Origin of the sequence: Acinetobacter sp. YT-02 (assembly GCF_002412355.1) — a bacterium.
In the GTDB taxonomy this organism is placed as follows: Bacteria; Pseudomonadota; Gammaproteobacteria; order Pseudomonadales; family Moraxellaceae; genus Acinetobacter; species Acinetobacter towneri.
Window position 1 is genome coordinate 18,840 of record NZ_NOZT01000033.1, and the last position, 20,469, is coordinate 39,308.

The 20,469-nt window shown below is 41.0% G+C and carries 18 protein-coding genes, 1 other RNA gene and 1 pseudogene; 9 read left to right on the forward strand and 11 right to left on the reverse strand.

The genetic code is table 11. The annotated features are described in order from the left end of the window. Positions 1 to 26: 26 nt before the first annotated feature. From CF596_RS09375 to CF596_RS09385, 3 genes are read left to right on the forward strand one after another with little or no spacing between them, the layout of a single operon-like run. Positions 27 to 1,718, forward strand: a complete 1,692-nt coding sequence (locus tag CF596_RS09375; RefSeq protein ID WP_096902275.1) for an AMP-binding protein — start codon at positions 27 to 29, stop codon at positions 1,716 to 1,718. After that, a complete protein-coding gene (locus tag CF596_RS09380; RefSeq protein ID WP_096902276.1) occupies positions 1,672 to 2,526 on the forward strand; it encodes a TauD/TfdA family dioxygenase in 855 nt (284 codons plus the stop codon). Before CF596_RS09375 ends, CF596_RS09380 begins: the two co-directional genes overlap by 47 nt. A gap of 40 nt (positions 2,527 to 2,566) precedes the next feature. Continuing rightward, positions 2,567 to 3,400 carry an SDR family oxidoreductase gene (locus CF596_RS09385; protein ID WP_096902277.1) on the forward strand — a complete coding sequence of 278 codons (834 nt, stop codon included), beginning with the start codon at positions 2,567 to 2,569 and terminating at the stop codon, positions 3,398 to 3,400. Here the strand turns inward: CF596_RS09385 and CF596_RS09390 are convergent. Continuing rightward, positions 3,395 to 4,732: a sigma-54 dependent transcriptional regulator gene (locus CF596_RS09390; RefSeq protein WP_096902278.1), complete on the reverse strand. Its 1,338-nt coding sequence runs from the start codon at positions 4,730 to 4,732 to the stop codon at positions 3,395 to 3,397. The genes CF596_RS09385 and CF596_RS09390 overlap by 6 nt on opposite strands. A gap of 193 nt (positions 4,733 to 4,925) precedes the next feature. On the opposite strand from CF596_RS09390, the gene CF596_RS09395 reads away from it, so the two are divergent. The 3 genes from CF596_RS09395 to CF596_RS09405 all read left to right on the forward strand — a co-directional run bounded on the left by CF596_RS09395 (position 4,926) and on the right by CF596_RS09405 (position 6,894). Further along, positions 4,926 to 5,609, forward strand: coding sequence for an MBL fold metallo-hydrolase (locus tag CF596_RS09395; protein ID WP_096902279.1), 684 nt, complete (start codon positions 4,926 to 4,928; stop codon positions 5,607 to 5,609). A 44-nt stretch (positions 5,610 to 5,653) separates the two neighbouring features. After that, positions 5,654 to 6,436: a sulfite exporter TauE/SafE family protein gene (locus tag CF596_RS09400; protein ID WP_096902280.1), complete on the forward strand. Its 783-nt coding sequence runs from the start codon at positions 5,654 to 5,656 to the stop codon at positions 6,434 to 6,436. Between the two features lie 140 nt (positions 6,437 to 6,576). Continuing rightward, a complete protein-coding gene (locus CF596_RS09405) occupies positions 6,577 to 6,894 on the forward strand; it encodes a hypothetical protein (protein WP_004975369.1) in 318 nt (105 codons plus the stop codon). A 94-nt stretch (positions 6,895 to 6,988) separates the two neighbouring features. On the opposite strand, the gene CF596_RS09410 is transcribed toward CF596_RS09405, so the two are convergent. The 7 genes from CF596_RS09410 to ssrA all read right to left on the reverse strand — a co-directional run bounded on the left by CF596_RS09410 (position 6,989) and on the right by ssrA (position 12,445). Then, on the reverse strand, positions 6,989 to 7,771 hold the full coding sequence (locus CF596_RS09410; protein WP_225543583.1) for a hypothetical protein: 783 nt from the start codon (positions 7,769 to 7,771) through the stop codon (positions 6,989 to 6,991). A 3-nt stretch (positions 7,772 to 7,774) separates the two neighbouring features. Further along, positions 7,775 to 8,032 (reverse strand): hypothetical protein, encoded by a 258-nt coding sequence (locus tag CF596_RS09415; protein WP_004975373.1) that lies wholly within the window; start codon positions 8,030 to 8,032, stop codon positions 7,775 to 7,777. Positions 8,033 to 8,306: 274 nt separating this feature from the next. Beyond that, positions 8,307 to 9,014, reverse strand: coding sequence for an ABC transporter ATP-binding protein (locus CF596_RS09420; RefSeq protein ID WP_096902281.1), 708 nt, complete (start codon positions 9,012 to 9,014; stop codon positions 8,307 to 8,309). A gap of 1 nt (position 9,015) precedes the next feature. Beyond that, entirely contained in the window at positions 9,016 to 10,224 is a 1,209-nt protein-coding gene (locus CF596_RS09425) for an ABC transporter permease (protein ID WP_096902282.1), read from the reverse strand. Beyond that, positions 10,221 to 11,372 (reverse strand): efflux RND transporter periplasmic adaptor subunit, encoded by a 1,152-nt coding sequence (locus CF596_RS09430; RefSeq protein ID WP_096902283.1) that lies wholly within the window; start codon positions 11,370 to 11,372, stop codon positions 10,221 to 10,223. Before CF596_RS09430 ends, CF596_RS09425 begins: the two co-directional genes overlap by 4 nt. 186 nt (positions 11,373 to 11,558) lie before the next feature. Further along, entirely contained in the window at positions 11,559 to 11,801 is a 243-nt protein-coding gene (locus CF596_RS09435; protein ID WP_004975383.1) for a hypothetical protein, read from the reverse strand. Positions 11,802 to 12,085: 284 nt separating this feature from the next. Then, positions 12,086 to 12,445, reverse strand: a transfer-messenger RNA (tmRNA) gene (gene ssrA / locus CF596_RS09440). 130 nt (positions 12,446 to 12,575) lie between these two features. On the opposite strand from ssrA, the gene glpK reads away from it, so the two are divergent. Then, the gene (gene glpK / locus CF596_RS09445; RefSeq protein ID WP_096902284.1) at positions 12,576 to 14,060 is read left to right on the forward strand and encodes a glycerol kinase GlpK; all 1,485 of its coding nucleotides are present in this window, start codon (positions 12,576 to 12,578) and stop codon (positions 14,058 to 14,060) included. A 129-nt stretch (positions 14,061 to 14,189) separates the two neighbouring features. On the opposite strand, the gene CF596_RS09450 is transcribed toward glpK, so the two are convergent. Together CF596_RS09450 and CF596_RS09455 are read right to left on the reverse strand one after the other, a co-directional pair. Further along, positions 14,190 to 15,548 (reverse strand): NAD(P)/FAD-dependent oxidoreductase, encoded by a 1,359-nt coding sequence (locus CF596_RS09450; protein WP_004975389.1) that lies wholly within the window; start codon positions 15,546 to 15,548, stop codon positions 14,190 to 14,192. 664 nt (positions 15,549 to 16,212) lie between these two features. Then, the gene (locus CF596_RS09455) at positions 16,213 to 16,419 is read right to left on the reverse strand and encodes a hypothetical protein (protein ID WP_004975391.1); all 207 of its coding nucleotides are present in this window, start codon (positions 16,417 to 16,419) and stop codon (positions 16,213 to 16,215) included. 395 nt (positions 16,420 to 16,814) lie between these two features. Between CF596_RS09455 and sbmA the strand changes: the two genes are divergently transcribed. Both sbmA and CF596_RS09465 read left to right on the forward strand, forming a co-directional pair. Then, entirely contained in the window at positions 16,815 to 18,011 is a 1,197-nt protein-coding gene (gene sbmA / locus CF596_RS09460; protein WP_004975393.1) for a peptide antibiotic transporter SbmA, read from the forward strand. Between the two features lie 305 nt (positions 18,012 to 18,316). After that, the gene (locus tag CF596_RS09465) at positions 18,317 to 19,258 is read left to right on the forward strand and encodes a hypothetical protein (protein WP_096902285.1); all 942 of its coding nucleotides are present in this window, start codon (positions 18,317 to 18,319) and stop codon (positions 19,256 to 19,258) included. Positions 19,259 to 19,603: 345 nt separating this feature from the next. Here CF596_RS09465 and CF596_RS09470 read toward each other — a convergent pair. Continuing rightward, positions 19,604 to 20,389, reverse strand: a pseudogene (locus CF596_RS09470) (FRG domain-containing protein); the annotation flags it as partial. Positions 20,390 to 20,469: the final 80 nt, after the last annotated feature.

A 20,469-nucleotide genomic window follows, 5' to 3' on the forward strand; every position in this document is an offset into this window, starting at 1 on the left:
TCATGCAGAAAGGCGGAAATTGAAAGATGAATGAGTTATTTGAAAACCTGAATCACTATGCCCAAACAGACCCTGAGCGTGAAGCAATTGTGACGGCACAAACCACACTGAGTTATGCCACATTACAGCAACGGGTTGAGTTGCTCAGTGCAGAATTGGCAACTTATCAAGTACAGCGTTTGGCGTTGTGGGGTGTGAATCAGGCCGATTGGATTGTGGTCGATTTAGCCGCACGTAAAGCTGCAATGACAGTCATTCCTGTGCCTTTATTTTTTACTGCTGCACAAGTGCAACATTTACTGCAAGACAGCCAAGCGGAGTTGCTGTGTATTTTGACGGATACTGCACAAAGCGATACTCCGTCCAATGTTAACTCGGCTATTGGAAATACTGCTATTCCAGAAGCTTTGTTGGAGATGATTGATGCAGTTCAGGCACAGGTTTTGCCACCATCAGATTTATATCAAGGGCAGTTGTTTCGTCTAAGCGTTGAAACAGCACAACCGCATTTATCCCCAAATTCTGCTGAGCAGCCTACAAAAATTACTTATACCTCGGGCAGTACAGGTACACCCAAAAGTGTGTGTTTGGCAGAAGCCACCATCAATTCAATTACACACTCTTTAAGTCAGGCATTACAAAGTAGCCAGCTTGGGCGGCATTTGTGTCTAATTCCATTTGCAACATTGCTTGAAAATATCGCAGGCGTGTATGTGCCTTTTCACATGGGACGTGCAGTGGTGGTGGGTGAAGTCAGCCAGTTCGGTTTGCTGTCCAACCATGAGTTTGATGTTTCACGCTTTGTCGATGCCGTGCAGCAATATCGCATTGAAAGCGTGATTTTATTGCCGCAAATGCTCAAAGCGATTGTGGAATATATCCATCAAAACGGCGATTTGGGCTTGCGCACTTTGAAGTTTATTGCCGTGGGTGGTGGCAAGGTGTCTGCAGATTTACTCAAGCAGTGTCAGCAATTCAATTTACCTGTTTATGAAGGTTATGGTCTGTCTGAATGTGCATCGGTCGTGAGTTTAAACCTGCCTGAAGCTCGCAGAATTGGCAGTGTTGGCCGCGTATTACCGCATGTTCAAGTCGAAATTGCTGCCAATCAAGAAGTGGTGGTCAAGGGCAATGCCATGTTGGGATATATGCATGAACTTGGGCGTGAGCAGGATGCGGTATCAGCCGATATTCACACAGGCGATGCAGGTTATTTTGATGAAGATGGCTATTTATATATCACGGGGCGTATCAAGCAAATTATTGTCAGCAGTTTTGGGCGCAATATTTCACCAGAATGGGTTGAATCGAACAGTTTGAGTGAGCTTGAAATTCAACAGATTGCCGTGTTTGGTGAAGCGCAGCCGTCATTATCTGCAGTGATTTATGCCGAGGAACATCGTTCAGATGCGCAATTGGCAGCCGCGATTTATCGTGCCAATACCCGTATGCCTGATTATGCCCAAATTAAACACTGGTGCCGTGCTGAACAACCTTTTTCTTTAAATAATCAGATGTTAACCGATAACGGAAAATTGCGTAGAGCAGTCATTCAGCAACAGTATCAGACAGCTTTGGCACATCCTACAACGTATTTAATGGCTGATCTTGGAGATGTTTCACAGATAGACATCAACCTGTCAGTCATCAATAGAGATAGAGAGAAATCACATGAATATTGCACAACAGCAATTCAAACATTCCCCACAACAAATTAAAGATCGTTTGGTGGAGCACGGTTGGGTTTTACTTAGAAATGAACATTATGATGTGAATGCGTTTAGTGGGCTGATGAGCAATATTTGCCAAAAGCTGACCTATGACCCTGCACGTGAAAATGTGACCCGACAATCGCAAAAAGTAGATGCAGGTACGCAGGCAATGGGACTGCATATAGAAAATGGTTCAACCCCAATGCCGCCTGATATTATTGCTTTTTTTAGTGAAAAAAGTGCTTCGCGTGGTTCGCAGACTACTTTATGTGATGGACATGAGGTATGGCAAAAACTGCCTGACACACTGAAGCAGAAATTTGCTGAACAGATGACCATCAGCCGTTACTTACCCAAAGCGATGTGGCAAAAGTATGTGGCGACAGCACTCAATATTGCCGATGCCGTACAGGTCGGGCAGCAGGAACTCGCTCATTTTATTGAGATGATTCCTAGACAACGGATTCGCCCTGCGCATGATGAAGGCGTACAGTACGATTTAAGCATGCCGATGATTCGCCATGACAATTTAAAAGCTGTGCCTGCCTTTGCCAACACCTTGTTGGGGCCTTCTTATAATTACGAAAAGCCGCGTTTTTACTTTGCCGATGGCAGCGAAATCCAAGCAGAATTATTGGAAGAATTGGCAGAGCGATGCGAGCGTGAAACCTCAGAAATTGACTGGCAAGATGGTGATGTGGTGCTCATTGATAACAAGCGCTTTATGCATGGCAGACGTGAAATATTGGTGCCATTAGAAGATCGTAAACTCTATATTTGTATGGGCTTGGGACTGAATCCTGCATTTTTATAATTGAGTTGTATCGAATATCTTAAAATTGAGAGTATCTTTTATGTCAAATTTAACTGCGGTGATTTTCGGGGCAACAGGCGGGATTGGTCATGCGATTGCGCATCATTTTGCTGAAAAAGGCTTAAACTTAATTTTGGTTGGGCGTAAGCAAGACACCTTGCAACAACTAGAGCAAAGTCTGGCGCAGCAGTATCCTCAGTTGCAATTACACAGTCTGCGTTGTGATTTAATTGATGCCAGCAGTCGTCATGATTTTATTCAGGCACTTGCCGCATTAAAACAGCCGATTCATTACTATATTAACAATGCAGGCATGAATGATTTTCGTCTGTTTGCGCAGCAATCACAGGATACCATTGAGCAAATGATGTTGGTCAATGTGGCTTATCCGCTGCAACTGATTCAGGATGTGATTCCATATATGTCGGACAGTCAGCCGAGTCAGATCATCAATATTGGCTCGACTTTTGGCAGCATCGGCTATCCTGGCTATGTGAGTTATTGCGCCAGTAAGTTTGCCTTGCGTGGTGCAACTGAAGCGTTGGCGCGAGAGTATTGTCAGACTGCCATTCGTTTTAGATATTTCTCCCCACGCGCGACCAATACCAGTATGAACAATCCCGATGTGATTGAAATGAATATCAAAATGGGTACAAAAGTGGATTCACCTGAATTTGTGGCACAAGAACTGTATCAATTTTTACAAACAGACCGTCAATCCTATCAGGTCGGTTATCCTGAAAAAGTCTTTGTAAAACTTAATCAGTTGATGCCTAGCCGAGTCGCAGCTGCCATTCAAAAAGATTTAGACACCATTTATGAATATGCAGATCAAAGCAAAGCGTCCTTTATTCAGCAAACTTCCGCCTCATAAATGATATTTTTTTCGATAACGCCATAAGGTGGTTCGGCTAATGCCCAAGGCTTGTGCCACCAATTCAGTTTGCCCCTGATATTTTTCCAGTAAATCCTGCAGTGTGTCTTTATCTACTTTATTGTTGGTTTTGATGGGCAGCTCAATAGGTTGTGGCGTTGGGGTAGCTGTGGCGAGTTTCAAACTAGCATGCACAATTTCATCGGGTAAATCGTGTTGATCAATTTCCGTTTTACCTGCTGACATGGTCAATGCATACAGCAAGGTATTCTTTAATTCACGCACGTTGCCCGGCCAGTCGTAATTGATTAATACCTTCAGTGCTTGCTCGGTCAAATGTGGCGTGACCTGAAACTGGGCTTGTTGTTGCAAAATAAATGCTGCAATTTTAGGGATATCTTGTTTACGTTCACGTAGTGGTGGCACAAAAATTGGAATCACTCGTAAACGATAAAGTAAATCTTGGCGAAATCTGCCTAAACGCGCTTCTTCACGTAAAGCGCGATGGGTTGCGGTAATAATTCTGACATTCGATTTAATCGCTTTTTCACCGCCCAAAGGGGTGAATTCGCCCGTTTCTAATACTCGCAATAATTTGGCTTGCAGTTCCAGTGGAATTTCTGCAATTTCATCTAAAAATAAAGTACCACCTGCAGCACGTTCAAACACACCTTTATGCTCACGAATTGCCCCTGTAAATGCACCTTTCACATGCCCAAACAATTCACTTTCTAAAATATTGGCATTTAAAGCCGCGCAGTTAATCGCAATAAAGACTTGTGCATGCCGTTGGCTGCGTGCATGTACTGCTTGCGCCACCAACTCTTTACCACTACCAGATTCACCACGCACCAAAACAGGAAACTCAGTAATCGCTACCCGTTCAATAATGGAATACATATGCTGCATTTGTGGCGAATCACTATGGAAAAACTCCGCCAAACTATTTTGTGCTTGGGCAGATGGGGTGAGTGTTTGTGATGACACTGTTGCAACGCTAGGCTGCAGAAAGAATAAACATCCTGTGAAATCGGCTGTATGGACACGAATATTTAAGCTGTGGTAGTGCCATGCCTTAGCACTATTCGGGAGTTGCAGCAGACCTGTCTGTGGTTGTGATGCTGATTGTGATTGTAGTTTTAATTTCAATAATTGGTTTTTTAATGTTTTACCCGTAGCTGCAGAAACAGAAGCATCTTGTGCATATTCATAAATCCATGTTTGAGCAATGTCGTCATAAACATAGAGCAAACTGTCTGGACAAAGTTGTTGTAAATGAAACAAAAAGCTTTCAAGACTGGCTTGTTGTTCAAAGTCATGTATCGCATTCATGATGTTTCATCTTTTGTTTCATTATTGATTCAATTGAAACACAAAATGCAACAGATGTGAAACATGGAGGATGATCTAAATTAAACAATATCTCTTAATATATTGTATTTTATTAATATATTTAAAAGAGATTAAGTTGGCACTATATTTGCAAAATTAAGAATAACAAAATATAAAACTCAGTATCTATCTCATGATCTTTCATCAATTTTTTGAAGCTGACAGCTCGACCTATACTTACTTATTGGCATCTGAACAAACCCGTGAAGCGGTGCTGATTGACCCTGTAATTTCAGAGGTTGAGCAATATGCTGCTTTTCTAGAACAGCATGATTTGCAATTGGTGTATAGCTTAGATACGCACGTACACGCTGACCATATTACTGCTGCCAACGAACTCAGAACACGTTTTGGTTGTAAAACTGTATTACATCGTAATTCAGGTGTGGTGTGTGGCGATATTTTCATTACCGATGGCAGCGCCATTCGTGTGGGTGAATTGTTGATTGAAGCACGTTATACCCCGGGTCATACCAACGCCTGTACCAGCTATGTGGTCAATGGCATGGTATTCACTGGCGATGCGTTGTTAATTGATGGTTGTGGTCGTACTGACTTTCAGGAAGGCAACCCAGCGACTTTATATGACAGCATTCATCTACAAATTTTTAGCTTACCTGATGACACTTTGGTGTACCCAGGGCATGACTACAAAGGGCGTGTGTCTTCTACCGTTGGGCAGGAAAAACGCAATAACTCGCGTTTAGGACAAGGGCGCACCAAAGCGGAATTTATTACCCTCATGCAGAATTTAAAACTGCCTTATCCAAAACATATTGATGTGGCTTTGCCTGCCAATAAAGTTTGCGGCAAGTAATGCTTGCACAGCACAACACAGTGATGGAATAGGGGAAAATACGCATGTGGATGTTAATCCTAGAAGGCTTGGCGATTGGTACTTTGCTGGGTTTAACTGGGGCAGGGGGCGGTATTCTTGCCGCTCCTGCACTTATGGCAAGTCAGGGCTGGACTGTGGCGCAGGCTGCACCTGTCGGTTTATTGGCAGTCACTTTGGCGGCTTTGGTTGGCACAGTTGAAGGCTTGTTCAAACGTATTGTACGTTATCGTGCTGCATTGTGGATTGCCCTAATCAGTATTCCATCTGCGCGTTATGGGGTGCATTTGGCAGGTATTGTGCCGCCCATGTGGTTAACACTGGCGTTCAGTCTGGTCATGTTTATTGTGGCGTATCGTATTTTCTTTAATAAGGTCAACGACCAAACTAATCCACCGTGTAAGGTAAACCAAAACACAGGACGCTTAATTTGGAATGTTAAAACGGCGTCTTTGCTTGGTGGTGTGGGTGTAATTGCAGGCTTATTGACGGGTTTGTTGGGGGTGGGCGGTGGTTTTATTATTGTGCCGTTATTGCGTAAATTTACCGATTTGGATATGCGCAGTATCGTCGCAACCTCTTTGATGATTATTTTCCTGATTGGTGGCGTGAGTATTTCAGCACACGTTTTAGATGGCTTTCAGTACCCAATGGCAGTCACCATCCCCTTTGTTCTGGCATGTATTGTCGGGATGTTACTTGGACGTACTTTGGTACATCGCATGAATAGCAATACTGTACAAAAGGTATTTGCTACAACAGTCATTGGTGTTGCGTTCTACCTCATTTATACAGCGATTATGGCTTAAGTCTAATATTTGGATACTATGTTTTTACTTTGAACTGCAGTATTGTGAATAGGTAACGTATTGTTAAGTGTAAGAAAAAGCACTAGACCTAGACCAAATTAAAGATTAGCTTAGTTGTATAAGATGACAAGGAGCCAAGAATGAAAAAACATTTATTTTGTGTGGGTGTCGAGTTCCGCAAAGCATCCGATGAAACAGGCTCTTATGCGTATTTGACCGCATATTTAGGCGCAGATGACTTACATGAAGCGATTGATCGCGTTCAGAAACAACTGGAGCAAGAAGGCAATAAAGTATTGTTCGTTCGTGGTTGCTGGGTTGTCGATGCCGATTGTGATGATGGTTTCTGCCCAACTGAAGAAAGTAATGCTGCCTCTAAAGCAGACCTACTGTTCAACGATGAAATCTATTATGGCAAATTGCAGCAATGGTCAATCAACAATGGCTATGAATACTGAGTAAAATGTTGGCTGAGTAAGATGCCGATGGGTTCAGTTTACTGACCTGTGAATATTTAAAAAACCGCGTTTGAATGATTCAAGCGCGGTTTTTTTATTCTTCATCAACCAAATGAACAAGTACATATTTTTCAAACCAGATCGGAAACTCTCCTTTAAAATCTGGATTAATGATCAATGTATCTCCGTTAGTCACTTCACAGATATAAGAAGCCATATTCTTGGTCGCATTACTTGAGTTATCAAATAAATACGCTCGGTCAGATACTTCAATCGCATCAATCAACATGTGCATAGTGCGGAAATAGCGTTCACGGATTTTAATTTCTTCGACTGGATGACCACCATTTTTCACACGTTGTTTAACTCGGTCCACATTAATATCAGGGTCCTCAGTCGTCACAAAGTATAAATAGGTACGATAGCCTTGCGTTTTAGCATCTCGCAAAAACTCGATTTTACTCTCATGAGACATTACGGTTTCAAATGTAAATCCAACCTTAAGCGTAAGTAACTCTTTACGGATGACATCAAGAATTCGGGCTGCGAGGTAGGAATCAATCGTGTTCCCGCTTAAGTCGATTAAGCTTCCATCAATCACAGGATCTACTGAGAGGAGAGGACTTTTGCTTAGAGTACCATCTGCATTTTTTAGTGGTCGACTTGCTTGAGTAAGATAATCAACCAATATGTTTGCATTAATGCGTATATCAAATTGACTTAGATCAAGAATGGGTGTGGCTTTAAGATCGCGCTCAAGGTTGTCAGCATTCAAAAACAATTTAGATAAACGGCTATCTAAACCATTAATCATCGTACTTTTGCCCGATCCATTTGGACCCGCAAACATTCTGATTCGAGGTGTTTTTGGCAACATAAATTATTCTGCAGTAGCCTCTATGTTACGTTTTCTAATTTTAAAGGTTCTGCGACCATTAAACTGGCGGGCTAGATCAGGGTTCCGACCAGATAACTGTTTGATTAAAACTGGTTTGCCATTCGGGGTTTTGCTGACTAAGGCATCATTTTCCACATAAAGTACTCGATCACTGTGAGCTACTGCAATGAAGCGTTCACGCAAAACGTCAGCTGCAGCTGTAGCGATTTCACTTTCATTGGTTCGGTTTCTAGTTGACATATCTAAAACCTCTAGGTGATTAAGTTTCATGGTTAGCGCGTCAATTCTTGGATTAAGAATAAATTGCTCTATTTAATCAATATATGCGTATTTTGATTAAATTCCAAGAACAGTATGAAGCTAGTAAGTATTATATTTTTGCATTTCTGATGCTATCAGAATACCACATCAACCGTTTTTTGGCATTGTGTCGCATGTAACTTGAAATGCAGATATTTTATTGCTTTTGATATTGAGCTAAAACATCAGTTTCCAGCGCTGAAAACTTTAGAGCCTACTTAAAAGGACGTCCTTCGCCTTGTTCTTCATAAGTCACACCATCTCGAATGTGGTACAAGCGTTTAAAGGTAGGGATGATTTTATCGTCATGTGTGACTACAATAATTGCAGTTTGAAATTTTTCTGCCATTTCGTGTAATAAGCGAATCACGGTCATCGCGCGTACACTATCCAATGGTGCAGTGGGTTCATCGGCTAAAATCACAGGCGGTTGATTAATCAAACCACGTGCAATGGCGACACGCTGTTGTTCACCACCAGACAATTGCCCAGGCATGGCATGTACCCGATGCTGCACATCGAGCGCCGTTAAAATTTCCAATGCGCGGGCGCGGGCAATGTCATTGGCTACGCCTGCTAACATCGGCAGCAGCGCTACATTATCCAAAACATTTAAAAAAGGAATTAAGTACGGGGTTTGGAACATAAAACCAATTTTATCGCGGCGTAAGGCACTTAAGTCTTTGACTAACCAACGTTGATCAAAAATCACCTCATCGCCCAAAGTCATGCGTCCTTCGGTAGGATCAATCACGGCACCTAAACATTTGAGCAAGGTGCTTTTACCCGAACCTGAGGGGCCAATCAGCCCAACCACTTCACCGGGTGCAACCTGCATTTTGACATCTTTTAAGGCATAAAAGGCATTGTCACCTTGTCCAAAACGCTTTTTTAAACCTTCAATTAAAATGCCGTGTGTCATGTTATCCCCCAATTGCTTCGGCAGGGTCAATGCGCAGTGCCATCCGAATTGCAACCAAACTGGCTAACATGCAAATCAGCATCACCGCAATAAATCCAAAAATAGAATCTTGCGGAACCAATAAGATATATTTCGGGAAATATGGTGCGGCAAAGGTTGAACTGATTTTACCAACAGCAAACCCAATTAATCCAAGCGCGAGTGCTTGTTGCAAGATCATCCAAGCGATTGTGCGATTGCGTGTGCCAATTAATTTTAAGACCGCAATTTCACGAATTTTGTCCATAGTCAGGGTATAAATAATAAATGCCACAATCGCGGCGCTGACCAAGGCCAAAATCACCAAAAACATGGCAATTTGTTTGGCGGATGTGGCAATCATTTTGCTGATTAAAATGTGTTCCATCTGCGGGCGGGTATAGACTGTTAGTTGTTGCCAACGCTGAATATGTGCTGCTGTTTCTTCAGCTGAAGCACCTGCATTTAAACGGACTAAAATAGCATTCACATAACGGTTGCTACTTTGTGCATTGAGTACGCTTTCAAGCAAGTCAGGATAAGCAGGGCGGTTATAAATTGGGTTTACTGCAATTCGTCTACGGTCTTGTAAAATGGCAGCATTGTCCTTTTGGAATTGCGCCTGTTGTGCATCTTTCAGCGGAATAAAAATCATCGGGTCACCACCCGAAGACACCATGCGTCGGGTTAAACCCACCACGGTAAAGGTGTTACGACGGATTTTAATACGATCACCCAACTTTAATCCCGTACTCATGTCGGCTACGGCTTCATAGTGCCCGCGGGTCAATTGACGTCCTGCCAATAAATGTGGCGGCCACCCCAAGTTATTCCACGCATGTTCACCTGTTTGAATCCCGACCACCATCGAGCGAATATCTTTATCTTGATGATGCACTTGCATGGTTAAATAAGTAATATTTGAAGCATGCGCCACCCCGGGCATATTCATCACGCTGCGATATAAATCATCACGCACACTTGAAGGTTCTGCATAAGGGCCAAGTGTATCTTGCTGCACTACCCATAGGTCAGCACCACTGTTATTCAGCAGGGCTTTGGCATCATCTACCATGCCGCGATACACGCCAGCCATAATTAAGGTCACACCAATCAGCAAGCCGAGTCCAAAGCCAGTAAATACAAATTTACCCCATGAATGGAAAATATCACGACCTGCCAGACTAATCATTTAGCTGCTCCTGCAAGTTGCTTGACAACCCGTAAACGGTTTTTGGCATGTAGGGGTTTTTCACTATACAGCACCACTTGATCATTTTCGGATAAGCCTGCGAGCACTTGCACATCGCCCGCTAAATTTGAACGTCCTAATTGAACTTCAACAAATTGCGGCTTTTCGGCCACAACTTTCCACACGCCTACTTGGTTATTGATACGGTGAACTGCCGCATTGGGAATGGTTAAGCTGCGTGCCAATGGTGCGAGGCTGATGGTGACTTCTGCTAACTCACCCAAAGGCGGAAGAGGCGTTGGAGGTTGATTAAAAACCACTTTAGCTAAAATTTCTTCGGTAATGGCATCGGCACGAGGTTCTACCCATAACACATGACCTGCCAAAGCATTATTTTGCCGTGAACGTAAATGAATTTGAGCTGGTAAGTCAGCAGCTAAACCAATCGCACTGGATTGATCGAAACGGGCATTCATCCAAATGGAGTTAGGATCGACAATTTCTAGTACTGTTTGACCTGCCACGACTGTTGAACCCGGTTCTGCATAACGTGCAGTGACGACACCTGCGGCTGTGGCCACTAAATTTAAATTATCGCGCTGTGCTTGTAAGGTGTTTAAGTCTGCGCGTGCTTTATTGAGTTCTTGTTGCATCGCGCTGAGTGCCGCCGTTGCCAAATCGAGCTCTTGTTGTTTAATGGCTAAAGATTCTTGGCTGGTGGCATTGATTTTAGCCAGTTGTTGATAACGCTTGACTTGTTGCTGCGCAAAATTTTGACGGATTTGAGTGTCTTGTTGCTGAGCGGTAATTTTTTGGATTATCGCACGTTGAGCCAATAAACGATCTTCTAGATCGACAGGATCCATTTCGCCTAACAGTTGTTCTGCTTGTACGTTATGGCCAATATCTACTTTTAAGTTTTTTAAGCGACCTGCTGCAGTTGGGCCAATTTTATAATTATAACGCGCTTCAACGGTTGCTACGCCAAACAGGCTAGGTTGAATGGATTGATATTTGACTTGCGTGAGGGTGACGTTGACAGGGGCAAATGGGCCTGTGCGTAAGACCACGTAAATTAACAATAAAACCAGAGCTACAATGACCACAATCACGGAAATAGTTCGCTTTCCTAAGGGAAATACCTGCATGTGTACTCCGCATAATTTTTTATCAATTAAGGATAATATAATCTATTTTGTTGTTGTGCGGGGGAGTTATTCGGTTTGGGGAGTGAAAGCGAAAAATGTTTGGAGATGAATAAACCACCCAATAAAAAGGCTCAAACCACTAAAAGTGAATTTGAACCTGTATTGTGCAAAAGTGAGCAATCCTGATCATTTTTCGTGAAGTTTTACCTCAATTTGATAGTCGTCTTGGGTCACTTTAATTTTATGGTCTTTATATTTACGTTTGCTTGGCGAGAGTGCAGAGCTAGTCACTGCCTTATGGAAATCACTATCTGACATGAAAAAATAATAAGCCTTATAGCCCAATAATATTTTCTCAATTTTATTGCCTTTAGTCTGAGCATCACTGATCAATGAATTTAGATACTTTAAGCTGATGTTTGCTGACATTCCTGAACCTTAAAATATAAAGTTGAAATTTCTAAGAATTTATAAGCAACAAACATTACAAATTTATGACAAGGGTTGTTTGAGAGATGTACTTCGCTTCAGGTCATTATAGATCTAAAAGTTGTGGGTCAAATTGACGCAATTTTGACCCAATTTATTCAAATTTGGGTCAATTTGTTCTGGATAGCATTGGACGCAAAACCCATAGAAAAAGCCTTAAACACTGATGTTTAAGGCTTTTTTAGTCATATTTAGTTATGTAACTTCATATGAATTTAAGAATTTGGTGGAGGTGGCGGGAGTTGAACCCGCGTCCGCCAACACTACACTCGAGAATACTACATGCTTAGATATCGTCTATTGTTTTAACACTCTAAGACCCGACGAACAGGGTTCAAAGTGCGATCCTCTAAGTTTGGTATAAAGTCCCGAGGCTCAACTCTATACGGACTTGTGTGCGTGCGCTTCAGTCGGGTTCACTGACCACAAGTATTCAGTGAAGCGGACAAGCGGCCCTTAGGCAGCTAGAGCGTAAGATTCGTCGTTTGCGACTATTTTAATGCAAATTTGATTTACGAGAGAAAATGCGCTCTCGGCATGCATCTATGAGCTTCATCATCAGCGTCGAAGCCAATAACACCCCCATATCACAGCGCAATCATAGCATAGCTGGCAAAAATTACGATGTATTTTCTGCACAATTACACATTTCGATGCGCTTAGTTACATAATTGCGCTAATATTTTATTTTTCAAGTCAAACACAATAAAAAATATGAGTTATTTACTAGCACTCGACCAAGGCACAACTTCTAGTCGCGCCATCATCTTCAATGAACACGGACAAGTTCAGGCAACGGCACAACGAGAAACCCATATTCAGACCCCACATTCAGGTTGGGTGGAACAAGATGCCCAAGAAATCTGGTCAAATCAAATTGCTGTGGTGCAACAGGCTCTGGCGACTGCAGGTATTTTGGCTAAAGACATTCACGCGATTGGCGTGACCAATCAACGTGAAACGACTGTAGTGTGGGATAAACGCACAGGCAAACCACTGGCACCTGCCATAATTTGGCAAGATCGTCGTGCGGCTGATTGGTGTCATCAGTTGATTCAAAATAACCAGATGCAATTGATTCAGGAAAAAACAGGTCTGCGTATCGATCCGTATTTTAGTGCAGGCAAACTGGTGTGGTTGCTTGAGCATGTCGATGGGTTAAAAGCATTGGCACAACAGGGGCACGTGGCTTTTGGCACCATCGACAGTTGGTTAATTTGGAATTTGACCCAAGGCGCAGAGCATGTCATTGAAGCGAGTAATGCTTCAAGAACGATGTTGATGAATTTACATCGCCAAAATTGGGATGAAGAATTACTGGAATTATTTCAAATTCCCGCATCGGTCTTACCCAAAATTATTGCATCCGACAGCTATATTGCAGATACCGCAACGGGTTTATTGGGCGCGAATATCCCAATTACAGGTATTTTAGGCGATCAGCAGGCGGCGTTGTTTGGGCAATCGTGCTTTGAAGTTGGAACAGCAAAAAACACCTATGGTACAGGCTGTTTTATGTTGTTTAATACAGGCAATCAGGTGCAATTTAGCCAAAATAAGTTACTTACCACTTTGGCGTGGCAATGTCAAAATCAAACCCATTTTGCCCTTGAAGGCAGTGTTTTTATGGCAGGCGCAGTGGTGCAATGGCTGCGCGATGGTTTGGGTATTATCCAAAAAAGCAGCGATGTGGAACAACTTGCCAATAGTGTAACTTCTAGCGATGGTGTAGTGCTAGTTCCTGCATTTACAGGGCTTGGTGCGCCACATTGGGACAGTGAAGCGCGAGCGCTTTTATGTGGAATGTCACGTGGCACCAACAAGGCACATATTGCCCGTGCTGCCTTGGAATCCATTGCATTTCAGGTGTCGGATGTACTCACTGCGATGCAATCCGATTTAGATCATCCACTGAAAGAGCTTCGAGTCGATGGTGGTGCTAGTCAAAATGATATGTTGATGCAATTCCAAGCCGATATTTTAAATGTGCCTGTGTTACGTCCTAAAATGTTGGAATCAACCGCTTGGGGAGCAGCAGCTATGGCAGGTTTAAAGGCGGGTGTATTTTCTGACTTATCTGAAATTTCAGCATCTTGGCAGTTAGATCGGGTATTTGAACCTCAAATGAATGAGGCAGAGCGGGCTGAACATTTATCGCGTTGGCAACAAGCCTTAAAACGCGCCAAGTCAGATTTATAATTAGCGCTATTTCTAAACAATGATAAGTTGAAATGAATCTTTAAACCACAAGCCTCATCAGCAATGTTTATGAGGCTTGTAGTTGTTTTTCCGTTACGGCAGGCCTGCTTTAATCTTTGAGATCACGCCTTACATCGCCTCACGTTGAGCTTCATCTTCTAGATAACTTTCCAGAGAATCATCTAGTGCATAAAGCCATGGTGTGTGATGCGGTTTAGCCATTTTTCCTGTCATCACTGAGCGATAAACTTTATCTCTAAAGCCCATAATATTTTCTTTTTTATGCTTTTTCCATTGCATGAAAATATCGTGTACTGCATCAATATTGAAAGATGGATAGTCGGTCTGCGCAATCAGGCGTTTGATGTAATCCCCTTGGAAACGTGCAGATTGTTCATCGCTGATTAAGCGTTGTTCTTTTTCATGCAAGGTTTGGGTATGGCTTTGCATTTCATCTGTACTTGGCAATGCAATTTTGCCTAAAATCACATCACGGACAAACCATGCCTGCGCATCGAACATATTGAAGGTGTACCATTGATCTTGCATGCCTAAATAGAACAAACGAGGATTCTTTTCCCAAACCACACCTTGATATAAACCTAGTGGATAAAGGCAGTTATGCGTTCTGAGGCGCAAGCCATCTTCAATAAACGGGAAGTGGTGTAAATAGCCCGTACATAAAATAATGGCATCAATTTTGGCCGATGTTCCATCACCAAAATAAGCAGTATTTTCATCTACACGCAGTAATTGTGGTTTTTCAGACCAGTTTTTGGGCCACTTAAAGCCCATGGCTTTACTGCGATAGCAACTGTAAATTTGTTTGGCGCCGTATTTATAACATTGCGAACCAATGTCTTCGGCAGAGTAGCTGCTGCCCACCAACAGCACTGATTTACCTTTAAATTCCAGTGCATCACGGAAATCATGCGCGTGTAAAATACGACCATGGAATTGATCAAAGCCTTCATAAACAGGGACACGCGGGGTAGAAAAGTGCCCAGAGGCCACCACAACATAATCAAACTGTTCTGAATAATGACGTTGCTGTGCGTAATCTTCGACATCAACCGTAAATTTTTGCGTCGCATCATCATAATGAATATGCTGAACGGCGGTATTAAAGCGGACTAAGTCTTTCACCTGTGCTTTTTCTGCACGACCTTGAATATAATCCCACAACACTGCGCGTGGCGGATAAGACGCGATTGGTTTTTTGAAGTGTTCATCAAAAGTATAATCGGCAAATTCTAGCGCTTCTTTAGGACCATTTGACCATAAATAACGGTACATACTGCCGTGGACAGGTTCGCCATGTTCATCTATACCTGTGCGCCAAGTATAGTTCCAGAGTCCACCCCAATCATTTTGTTTTTCGAAACATACAATTTCAGGAACTTGTAGACCTTTGGCCTTTGCTGACTGAAACGCTCTTAATTGGGCCATGCCGCTTGGGCCAGCGCCAATAATTGCAATTCGATCCATTGCTATCTCCATTAGTTTTTGAGTTCTTAATTACTTCTCCAATTTTGAGTGACACAATTCAGGATTTTAAATATCCGCATTATAAAAATAAGCAAATACAATCCTAAATTTAGAGATCAAGTAGATCTTGTCAAAATAGGATGTGAATTAAAAAAATAGAAAAAATAAAACACACTAAAGACAGTAAAAATTGCTTAAGCAACTCATCTTTATAAAAAAATGTGTTTTACAAGAAGCATGATCTTATCATAATTTTTGATTAATTTGGGTTTTGCTTAGTTGTAAAAGTGAATTTAAAGTCATTGCTGTTGTTGTTTTGGTTTGATCAATTGGTATATTTTATTGATTTTTATAGAGAAAATAAGATGAAAATTTAAAGCTAATTTTTATCTCATTTTGCCCAATATAAAGGTGATTTTGATGAGATTGTTGCAAAATCTACAATGATATACAGAGGATTGAAAACTGAATCTTAGGCAACATTTTCAGAGAGCCATACCCGAAGTGGACTTCTGAAAAATTAAAAGGATGCTGTGATTGATAGGTGTAATGAAAGTTTAGTTTTTATAAGCCATGAAAGCAGTAGCGTATTTATCAAGCTTTATCTAATGATTGAATGTGCTTTGCGTACATTCAATCATTAAAGTTTGTGGCGACTCAGTAATTAAAGTTTACGCCACACCTTATTTTCATCTTCTAAAGAGACAGTAAAGTTAAATTCGTCGTCTACGGTAACCAAGTAGGAGTTAGGATTAACCAATAAAACTTTTAAAATTGTACCTTGCTCGAATTCAATTGGTGCGCAGTTTTCTTTACGTAGAACAATAGGTTCAAGTAGCTCAATAGCAATGTTTTCTGTTGGAGATTCCATACCGCACCCTAAATGAGTTATTTTTAATCAACTGTATTATATAGTAAATTGATGAATAATCTACACAAAATCGTAAATTTGTGTCGGGTTTAAATATTTTTTACTTGAATTGTTGGTCAAAAAATCGCAATAAATTTGCCCAATACTTCATAATTTGACATTTTAAAAATATAAGAAATTGAAATTTGATGTAATTTCTTAGATGAATGGCAAATGAACAGCGCAGTAAAATATAGCCGATTGATGAAATTTACAGTTTTCAGTATAAAAATAAAATTATTGCTGAAAAAACAGCGTATAAAGTATAAAAGTTAAAGTATCCATTCACGCTTTTTTAAGTGGTGAAGGCACTGGGTTTTACATTCCAATTTAAAAAATAAAGGCTTTTTGTCTGCATGTTTAAGTCATTTTTTCCAAATCCAAAGTGGTTTTTTATTTCATTGCTTGTTTGGTTCGCGATCAATCTGGCTTTATGGTACTCGGGCGGTAGCGCATGGGGTAGTTGGATTGGCTTCCCGCAAGGCTATGCCGAAGCAACATTACCCATCGATGTCAGCCGTTTTTGGTCACCTGCATTTTTATGGTTTTATCTGTGGTTTTTTGTGGCAACGACGCTGTTTGCCATTTTCTGGAAACTTAAAGCAAATCACCCATGGCAGCGCTGGTCGGTATGGGGATCGGCATTCATCCTGTTTAATATTTGGTTTGGGGTACAAGTCAATGTTGTGGTGAATGCCTGGTACAACCCATTTTATGACCTGATTCAAAAAATGCTCAGTAGTGGCGGTGGAGATGTCAATGAACTCTATGCAGGTGTGCTGACCTTTTTATACATCGCCATGGTGGCAGTGACCTTAATGGTTTTGAATTTATTTTTTGTTAGTCACTATGTTTTTCGTTGGCGTACGGCAATGAATAATTATTACACCGCACATTGGGAAAAACTCAGACATATTGAAGGGGCTTCACAGCGTATTCAAGAAGATACCATGCGCTTTGCCAGAACCATGGAAACTTTAGGGGTAAATTTAGTCGAAGCCCTAATGACTTTGTTGGCATTTTTACCTGTGCTGTTTAGTTTGTCTGTGCATGTCAAAGCCCTGCCTATAGTGGGGGAAATTTCGTATGCCTTAGTTTGGGCTGCAGTGGGTTGGGCAGTATTTGGTACAGTGGTGTTAATTGTGGTGGGTGCGAAGTTACCAGGTCTGGAATTTAATAACCAAAAAGTTGAGGCGGCTTATCGTAAAGAATTGGTTTATGGTGAAGATCACGCTGAACGTGCTGATCCGCTGAGTTTAAAAGAACTGTTTAGCAAAGTGCGTTTGAACTATTTCCGTTTATATTTCCACTATGCCTATTTTAACTTGGTACGCATTTGGTACATGCAATTGGACAATATTTATGGTTTATTTGTGTTGTTCCCAAGTATTGCCGCAGGGGCTATTACATTGGGTTTGATGATGCAAATTGCCAACGTATTTGGCAAAGTCCGTGAATCTTTTCAGTATCTGATTGCATCTTGGCCAACCATTATTGAGCTCTTGTCTATCTATAAGCGTTTAAAAGCATTTGAATCGACATTGGATCACTAGTTGTGGTGGCGACATCCATGATTTGTTGTGGATGTCGCGTTCACATGTTCAGAGCCATGATTGCTAAATATAAATAGATCTGAACAGTTGTATAAAAAATAATATGAGTGTTAGTATTCAAAATCATAAAAAACTGTGATGAATTGGATTGTTTTATAAAAATATCAAACGCGATTCAAATAAAGCGATGATTATTTAACTATAAAATCAAGGTGTTAGATTTGTTATTTTCCGCTAATTCATATATTTTCATTCCTATAAAAACAATTGAGAATTGAAACGTGACCTGCAAAAAAATACTTTTGATGGGGGGGGTGGGCAGCCTATTATTTGGTTGTGCAACAGTCGATCAATATAGCCCAAATTCGGTGAAGCATTTTGCATCTGCACAAGAACTGATTGTTCAAAAAAACTTAAATCAGCCCAGTGGTGCCGCTAAAGAATATGTCTATTATTGGGGGCCACAGCGCAAAGATCAGCCTGCTGAATCTATGATTCCACGTAAATATATGGGCAGCTATTGTCAGTCACAAAATGGACGCTTAACGCTGGCCTATAAAAGCTCAATGAGTTTAGTCAAAAATGCGTGGTCTAAAAAATTACTCAATACTTATCGAGATGTAAAACAGGGGATTGGGGCATACCGCTGTGTAGGTAATCAGGGCGAAAGTTGGATTGTATCTATTGAACCTGTGGCAGAGCGACAGTTGGAACAGCGTGGTGAAGCGCGAGTGGTGAGTTTGGTTACTAAAATAATGTCTGAAGATGAAGCGCGACGTTTTTACCGCGCGGTTTCTACACCTGCAAAGGCTGCACCTAAAGCAGCTCAAAGTAATCCAAAAACAACAAATGCAACCAAAGTTGCTGAAATGAAAGAAAAACCTGAAGAGAAAAAAGAGCCTGTAGTTGCGCCAGTAAAAACAGCTCCACCACGCGTGGTTGAGACACCACAACAGCAACAGACACGTTTATATGTTGCAGCACGTCGTGATTTAAACAGTGGGCGTAATCAGATTAATGCCTGTAATAATGCGCAACGTGCTTATAACTATGGCAAGTTACAGGGCGCAGAGGGTACACGTATTTATACAGAATCTGGCATGTTGGTGGCACGTTGTTTAACGGGTGTTTCGAGTTATCGGAGTCGTTTTCCAAATTCAGATGCGCAGGCGAAACGTATTTTGCAGAATTTAGCCAACAATTATAATCACGCAGGGGCTAAGAATATGTTGAGAGGCATGAAGTGAGGGAGGAATAATTTCTGATCTGTACTTCATTTTAAAATTTAAATATTTACCTCTCGCTTGCACCACAGTGCAATTTATCACTAGTGCTTGTTTTAAAGGCCTTTCCAATATTCAATATTAAATTTTTGATGGCATTTAATCGGTAATGGGAGCTCCTTCTCCCACTTGGATGAGCAGTACTGCTGCGCAAGGGGGGATGAGGGTTCTAGTGACGCATAAAAAAGGACTTTGAAAGTTAAATGCGTCCTAAGTCTTCGAGTTTGGTAATCGAGAATATTTTTTTGATAGTCATAATATTAAATTTTTTAAACCCATCTCTTTAATTATAAAGAGGCGGGTGGATTACTATTTTGTATCAGCCTCTCTTTCTAATTTCTCTTTTAAGTATTTAGCAGTATTTTCTAAACTTGGGTAAATTGTACGAAGATTGACCTTTAAAAGGTCTAGTTCATTTAGTAAGTCTTTTTTATTTTTAGATTTTATCTTTACTCTGGTAATGTTGAAGATATCGTTACCTTCTTCAGGTAACTTACTGTCTAGACCAAAGAGTAAAAATGATCCTGCTTGGGCGATGATTCTATCTTGAGTCAACTGCCCCTTAACACAAAGCACTTTTTTTAGATCTTCTATTTTAACTTTAGGTTCAAAATATGGCTTTTCTTGTCTTATAAAATGAATATATCTTGCGTAGGTCAAATTATTAAAATCAGTAGTGTCTAATGTATCTCTAGGAGGTATTTTTCTAGAGTGGTCGTTAATAAGATCACGTAATTCATCTTTCTGTTCCTCAGTTAGTTTTGCTAGATTGGTTAAACAAGAAACGGAATCAGAGTCAAAATATTTAATTTCAGATTTTTTAACGGAAAATAATATTACTTCACCATCAATATCTAGTTCATCGCCTTTATTATCTTTTTTAATTTCACAAGCGAAATATAGGGCTGCTAATGGATTACTTGAAATATCGAGTAGCCTTGTAGGGAATGAATAATGTTGCATGTGGGTAAGAATACCAAAGCATCTATTTTCATTGTCAAAAGATTTAGGTTCAGTTGTAAGTAACTCCATAAACGAATTTCTTTCTGAGTTTAAATAAATTGAACCTTTATCTTTATATTGTCTAAATAGGCTAGGCTGTAAGCTGTCATTAAAAAGTAAACATGTATTCTTTTCCGAATTGGTTTGATACTCTCTCCACCCATTGCTCTATT